The following is a 6,443-nucleotide window of genomic DNA, read 5'->3' on the forward strand; positions in this document are numbered from 1 at the left end:
TAAAGACATTAAAAAATTAGGCAAAACAGATAAAGAAAGAGAATACCACTGCAAATATTGTGGATTGGAACTAGACAGGGATTTAAATGCGTCTATCAATATTCATAGGGTTGGGGCATCAACCATTGGGGTAGAATTTGTAAGACCTACCTAGTAGGCTGAGTTTGCTTGATCCCAATTTTCCTCATGCTTTAGCTAGAATCCCCTAGCTTTAGCTATGGGGAGTATGTCAAGCTATTGCCTGTTTTTATAGGGTGTATATTTTATGAAGTTTATCAATTTGCCAAGAAAAGACCTAAGGTTTTCTTTACGATCTTATCTTTTTTAGTAGTGATTTGTGTCTTAACCTTTATATTTAGGGGATTTTTAAGTATAAAACTAACTCTATTTATGAAATATCTAAAAGGATTATTTTAAATGAGAGAAAAATTCAAAACATTAAGAGATAAATTTAAGGATAAAACCAGCAATTTATTCCATAAGCTTAATAGCATTCAAAAAGATTATTACACTAAAATTCTTCCTAAGGCTTGCAAAGATGTCTTTACGCTAGGGTCTTCTAAAAGTTATCCTATGACTTTAAATTTTAACAAAGGTTTTTGTGTGGGGTTATATAAAGGTTTAAATTCGCTTAAGCCTACTTATTATGATGCTCCGCTTTCTACTTTAATTATCGCTCCTCCTGGAAGTGGTAAAACCGCAGCTGTGGCCGTTCCTAATCTTTTAAATGTGCCTAGCTCTTGTGTGGTGTTAGATATTAAAGGGGAGTTGTTTGATTTAACGGCTGGTTACAGACAACAAGTTCTAAAAAATAAAATTTTTGTATTTGATCCCTTAGGAAATGATAACACGCTTAAATTCAATCCGTTTGACAAACGCATTGTAGAAAAATTAGATTTTAACAGAAAGCGAAGGCTTGTAGATGAAGTGGGTAATACTATTTTTGCTGAAGATGGGGCAAATAAAGACCCTCATTGGACACAGCAAGCTAAAAATTTATTTGTCTTTTACGCTCTTTATGATTTGTGTGTGCATAACACTAGCACCTTTTTTGAAATTGCAAGCGCTCCTATAAAAAATTATGTCCCCTTAATCAATCCACAAAGCCGATTTTATACTGAATTATATGAATGTCAAAGTAGCGATAATGGTTTTGTTAAACAGAATGGGCGTTATATGGCTAAAGTAGAAAATGGCGTTAAAAAAATGAAACCTAATGTCAATGTGGAATTGCTATGGTATAAACAAGTAGCCGAACAAGTCTATACTGACCCAGAAAATCCTAAAAATTATGATGGATCTGTGAATCATTTAGAAAAAGACGATCAAGGCAATATTATAATGAAAGAGGGCATGTTAGATCCTATTATTAGAAACGAAGCGAACAAATGGGCTAAGGCGAATGATAAAGAGTTTGCGAGCATTAAATCAGTTTATAGCCGTTTTATGCAAGTCTTTACAAGCTATCAAGTTAAAAGCGCTACAGACAGCATGAGTTTTGAATATGAAGTTCTAAGAAAAGACAATATCACTCTTTACATTAAAATCGCTCAAACAGATATTGACACGCTCGCACCGCTTATCCGTATCCTTTTGGAAAGTATTGCTAAAAATCTTTTATTGAAAGAGAGTAAGAAATTTGAAGAAAGGGTTTATCTCTTTTTAGATGAATTTGTGCGTTTTGGTAAATTGCCTTTTTTATTAGAAATGCCAGCATTAAGTAGGAGCTATGGTGTGGTTTTAATTTTTATCACGCAATCCAACGCTCTTATTGAAAAATATTACGGCAAAGAAGATGCAAGAATTGTTAATAGCACCGTGGCTTACAAAGTAATTTTCAAAATGGATGATTTAGAATACGCTAAACAAGTGAGCGAAGAAATCGGTAAGATGACTAGAAAAACACGAAGCCACTCTACAGAAAAAGGACAGCTCATTACTGGAGGGACTTCTAGTATAGGTAAAGAGGCGTGGGATTTATTGAGCGCGCAAGACATTATGAATATTGATAAAGATGAAGTGATTATTTTAGTGAGCGGTCATAAGGCTAAACCCTTAAAATTAAAAGCGAATTATTATTTCAAAAACAAAAAATTACTCTCTCGTATTAACTGGGAAGTCAAGCCCAATGAAGAAGTGTTTGATGCGTTAAAAAAGTTTGTATGAGTATTTTTTAATTGCTTTTTGAAAATCGCTTTCTGCAACTCCTTATCCTTGTTGCTAAAAAAAGAATGTGCCAATTTCTAACACGGATTTGTGTTAGATGATTAGTAAGATTTAAAATAAAGATTAACGTTTTTGTAGTGTAGCTTAGCATAGCTTGTTTTTAGAAATTAGCATGTTCTATTTTAAAGTTAGCGCAACTTGAATTAAAAATTAGCACGGATTGTTATTGTAGATAAATTTTTTAGCGTTTGATCACTTTTTAAATAGCTCGCTATGAGTGTCTAGACGCAATAAGACAAGTTCGTTTTCTTGTTTTTTGATTTCATAAATCAATAACAAGTTTGGCTTGACATGACACTCTCTCAGCCCTTTAAGATTACCACTTAAGGCATGGTCGCAATATTTTTGTTGGAGTGGCTTTTGCTCTTTGAGACAATCAACAATGCTTGCAACATCGCTTTCTGTAATACGCCCGGATAAGATATGCTTATTAAAGTCTTTAAGAAAATCTTTCTTAGTTCTGACTTTAAGCATTATGCCTTTCTCTTTCTTGTTTTGCTATTTGTAGAAAATCATTGAAGTCTCCAAACGAAACATCGCATTCTGGGTCATCTTTTGAGGCGATCGTATTTAACAAACTTGGTGTGGGTTCTTTTTCTTGAGAATGTTTTTGGGCTAAAACCTGTCTGATCATTTGTTCTTGCAATTCACACTCTTGGATTTTTTTTATCGCCTTATTTTTATCCCCTTCTGCCTTAAGCAATTGTTTTTCAATGGAGTTTAAGAAATTGTACAGTTGCTTTTCATTGTATTGCGAGTAGTCTGTAATAATATTTGACATATTGAACTCCTTTTTAATAAAAGATTGTTGGTAAAGATTATAGCCCAAATTCTTGTAAAAAATTGGTTTGAAAAGAGTGAATTGAAAGTTTTAAAATAAGTTTTTTTAATTAAGTTTGATTTAAGAATATCTTAAAAGTGCGTGTTTTAGCCACCTGCAAGGTCAAATTGACTTCAATTTTTACGGAATTGAAGTGTTATCCTGCACTTTAAAAAGGGGGGATAATCATGTTAGAATAAGGGCTAAGAAAGTTAAAACAAGCGAAAGTTTTTGGGAGAATAAAATTACAATAAAATGGCGTTAGAAAAAAGTTATAGTAAAGACTTTGAAAGCGATGAGCTTTTTGATTATGAGATCATCAAGCCCCAAAAGACGCTTAAGATACAATACACTTATGCTAAACGCTACTATAAAGAAGCAGAAAAGTTTGCTAAAAATTTAACCCAACTCACACAAGAAGAATTCATGCGTTTAAGAGAGCCACAAAAACAAGTGGTCATCAAAAACATAGGCAATATGACACGCTTGCATTCAAAAAGGGCGATGGATTATACCGCTAAACATGGTGAGCTAGTGAGAGATGAATTTTTTAATGAAGTTAATTATAATAATATAGCAGAGCAATGGAATAAGCAATTTGAAAACTTATTAGAAAATAAGAGCCGTATTAAAAATTGCACTTTACATCTAGTGTTTAGCATTGATGAAAATTGTAATGAAAAAAATTTAAAAGTTTTGGAATTAAGCGTGTATCAAACACTCACTAACACGCTAGGTTATGATTATCCTTTTATAATGAAACTCCATGCACACCAAAACAATCCGCATGCGCATGTGATTATCAACAAGACTAACAAAATTACCAATAAGCAACTACGCTTTCATTCTAAAGACAGCTGTAAAGAGTTTTACCACACACTAAGAGAAACATTTAAAGATTATTTATTTGCTAACTCAAAAGGCGAATTGCAATATTCTAACACGCCTAATATTTATAGGGCGATTAAAAACATAGAAACAGAGTTAGATACGCTAGAAACACAAGCTAGAAACAATAAGAGTTTTAGGCATGAAAACTATTTTTATAAAGTTTTGGGTAGCGCGACTTCTCAAATAGAAAGCTTGAAAAAAAGAGAAAATGCCCTATCTGATCATTTAGATAGTCTAAAAAATCTATTGGAAAAAACACATTGGGAAAAAGAAAAATTCACGCCCCCAACAAATGAAAAAGAACTTAACCAACAACTTAAAGAAATAAAATGGTTAAATAAAGAATCTTTAACCCCTAAAAACACTTATAAAAAAACTCAAAAAATTGGTTGTCTGTAAAAGCCCTTTAATAAAAGATTATCTTTATACCACCAAAAAACTTTTTGCCACACAAAAAAAGATTATAGATTTAGAAAAAGATTATAAAGATTTAAAAGTCTTAAAGGAAGAATTTAGCAAAGATTTAGAAGCTGATTTATCCCATTCAAAAAAACGCTTTGAACTTTACACTAAACTAAAAAGCATGAGCAAAGTTTTCACAAGTAAAAACATTGTTAAAAATTTAGAAAAAATTGCTTTAGATTTTAAAAGCGATAGACATAGTATTTCGCAAAGAGCTTTTGAATTTTTTAGGTATATGAATTATCAAAATTTAAGTTTGACTGATAAAAGTAATATGTTTTTAGTGGCTAAGTTTTTTAAAAATAGCGCTTTACTTGTTAATATTGCTAGGTTTGAAATGAAAAAGATAGATGATAGTGTTAAAAATTCTAACCCACAAGACAATTTATTAGACAAACAAGTTTGGCTCAATCTTTTAGAACATTTAAAAAGACTTGAAGAGGAAAACTATTGTTTTGCTAAGAAGCGAAAAGAATTCTTAGAAACTAGAGCTATGGAGCTATCAAAAGATTTAAAATTTTTGACACAGGCTAATGAAAATGATTTGCCCATTTATGAAAGAGAGCAAAGGGATAAAATCATTAAACGCTGTGAAAAATCGCTTAACTTTTTGCAGAAAGAATTACAATGCTTTAAAACCTTATTAAAAAGTGCAAGTATAGCTTTAGAAAACTTGCAAAATAACCATCAAATCACAGCCGTTACACAAGACACGCAAGAAAACACAAACGCACTCAAAATACCACTAAAAGATTTTAACAAAACCACTAATGAAACCACAAACCCTAATAATAACTATGAAATGGATTTTTAAAACCATTCATAAAATTAAATAACTTTACTTAGCGTATTTTTTAACCAATTCTTCTAAAGTGAAACCCAAGCCTTTGTTATCGTCTCTCAATTGCTCTTTTTGGCATTGTGAAAAATTTTGCTCCACTTCTTCTTTAGTGTTAGAAGTGTCTAAAAGACAAGTTTTTAAATCTTTCTGGTAATCTTGTATGAATTTGTCAAAGCGCTCTTTGTTGTTATAGAGTTTGGCTTGTGATTGGGTGCAACTATCTTTAAGGTTGATAAACTCTTCTTTTTTATGTTCGTTACGCTCCATGCAAATATCTGTGGCAAAAGCGATTAAGACATCTTTATTCTTTCTCAATAACCCTGCAGATTGAATAGCCAACTTGTTTGCATCAATAAAAGGGCTTTGCTTTTCTAATTTAGGGTTCATCTCTAAAGCGATTTCTTTCAAGCTCTTATTTTCCAAATGCGTTCTTTGGCAATGGGTGGATTTTTTATAAGAGCTTATATAAACGCCATTCATAAGAGCGGCTTTTTCTAATTTGGAATCAACTTTTTTAATGCAAAAAGAAATAGCTGATTTAACGCTCAATTCTTTAGAGCTAGAATAAGGGTCGTAAAATTTTTCATGCACTTCTTTTTGGCATAGTCTTTCCTTGTTAGCTAAATGGGGCACATTTTTAACGCATTCTTTGGTGAAGTAAGGGATAATGTATGGTTTATATTGCGCGTATTCTTTTTCAAACGCTTCTAATTGCGCGAGATTGATCAGCCTTTTTTGTTGGTCTTTTTGCTTTTCATAAGCGTTAGTTTTATCCATGCATTGTTCTTTTAGTTCTGGGTTATGGAAGTCAGAGCAGCTAAAACGACGCTCTTGTTTTTGAATGATGGGCGTTAAAAGAGCGTTTAAGTAGGCATCGTTTCTTTTAAAACACTTATCTTTTAAGCCTTCATTAGTGAAATCATCGCATTGATACTGATCGATCTTTTTAGTGATGATTGGTTCAATAAGCTCTTCTTGAGCCTTTAAGCATTGCTCTATTCCATTATATTTTTTAGGGAAAGACCCCATTTCTTTTTGGCAATCGTATTTTGGGTTATTTTTAGCCTTAGTCAAGTGGTCGTTTAAAATTTGCTTATCTAAAAACGCGCACCCGCTCACGCCTAAGCCCATTAAACATGCTAAAGCTCTCAATTTTAAAAGTCTTGTTTTTTCCATTTAAGTTCCTTGGTATGAAAACACCAT

General features: G+C 32.2%; 5 protein-coding genes and 2 pseudogenes. 4 read left to right on the forward strand and 3 right to left on the reverse strand.

Translation table 11 applies throughout. The features are described 5' to 3' along the window. The 3 genes and pseudogenes from QT74_RS08315 to QT74_RS07550 all read left to right on the forward strand — a co-directional run. On the forward strand, nucleotides 1-154 hold a 154-nt coding region (locus QT74_RS08315), incomplete at its 5' end, for a zinc ribbon domain-containing protein (RefSeq protein WP_154189625.1). Between the two features lie 80 nt (nucleotides 155-234). Further along, a pseudogene (locus tag QT74_RS08320) lies at nucleotides 235-417 on the forward strand (hypothetical protein); the annotation flags it as partial. Beyond that, complete coding sequence (locus QT74_RS07550; protein WP_033765851.1) at nucleotides 418-2,166, forward strand: type IV secretory system conjugative DNA transfer family protein; 1,749 nt, start codon at nucleotides 418-420, stop codon at nucleotides 2,164-2,166. Nucleotides 2,167-2,418: 252 nt separating this feature from the next. Here the strand turns inward: QT74_RS07550 and QT74_RS07555 are convergent, their stop codons facing one another. Continuing rightward, nucleotides 2,419-2,700 carry a type II toxin-antitoxin system RelE/ParE family toxin gene (locus QT74_RS07555; RefSeq protein WP_000921933.1) on the reverse strand — a complete coding sequence of 94 codons (282 nt, stop codon included), beginning with the start codon at nucleotides 2,698-2,700 and terminating at the stop codon, nucleotides 2,419-2,421. Continuing rightward, nucleotides 2,693-3,007, reverse strand: a complete 315-nt coding sequence (locus QT74_RS07560; protein WP_033765853.1) for a hypothetical protein — start codon at nucleotides 3,005-3,007, stop codon at nucleotides 2,693-2,695. Before QT74_RS07560 ends, QT74_RS07555 begins: the two co-directional genes overlap by 8 nt. A gap of 294 nt (nucleotides 3,008-3,301) precedes the next feature. Here QT74_RS07560 and QT74_RS08325 point away from each other — a divergent pair. Continuing rightward, nucleotides 3,302-5,213 (forward strand): annotated as a pseudogene (locus QT74_RS08325) (relaxase/mobilization nuclease domain-containing protein). Between the two features lie 24 nt (nucleotides 5,214-5,237). Here the strand turns inward: QT74_RS08325 and QT74_RS07575 are convergent. Continuing rightward, complete coding sequence (locus tag QT74_RS07575) at nucleotides 5,238-6,416, reverse strand: hypothetical protein (protein WP_033765857.1); 1,179 nt, start codon at nucleotides 6,414-6,416, stop codon at nucleotides 5,238-5,240. Nucleotides 6,417-6,443 lie beyond the last annotated feature (27 nt).

Source organism: Helicobacter pylori SA213A (assembly GCF_000476275.1).
In the GTDB taxonomy this organism is placed as follows: domain Bacteria; phylum Campylobacterota; class Campylobacteria; order Campylobacterales; family Helicobacteraceae; genus Helicobacter; species Helicobacter pylori_CL.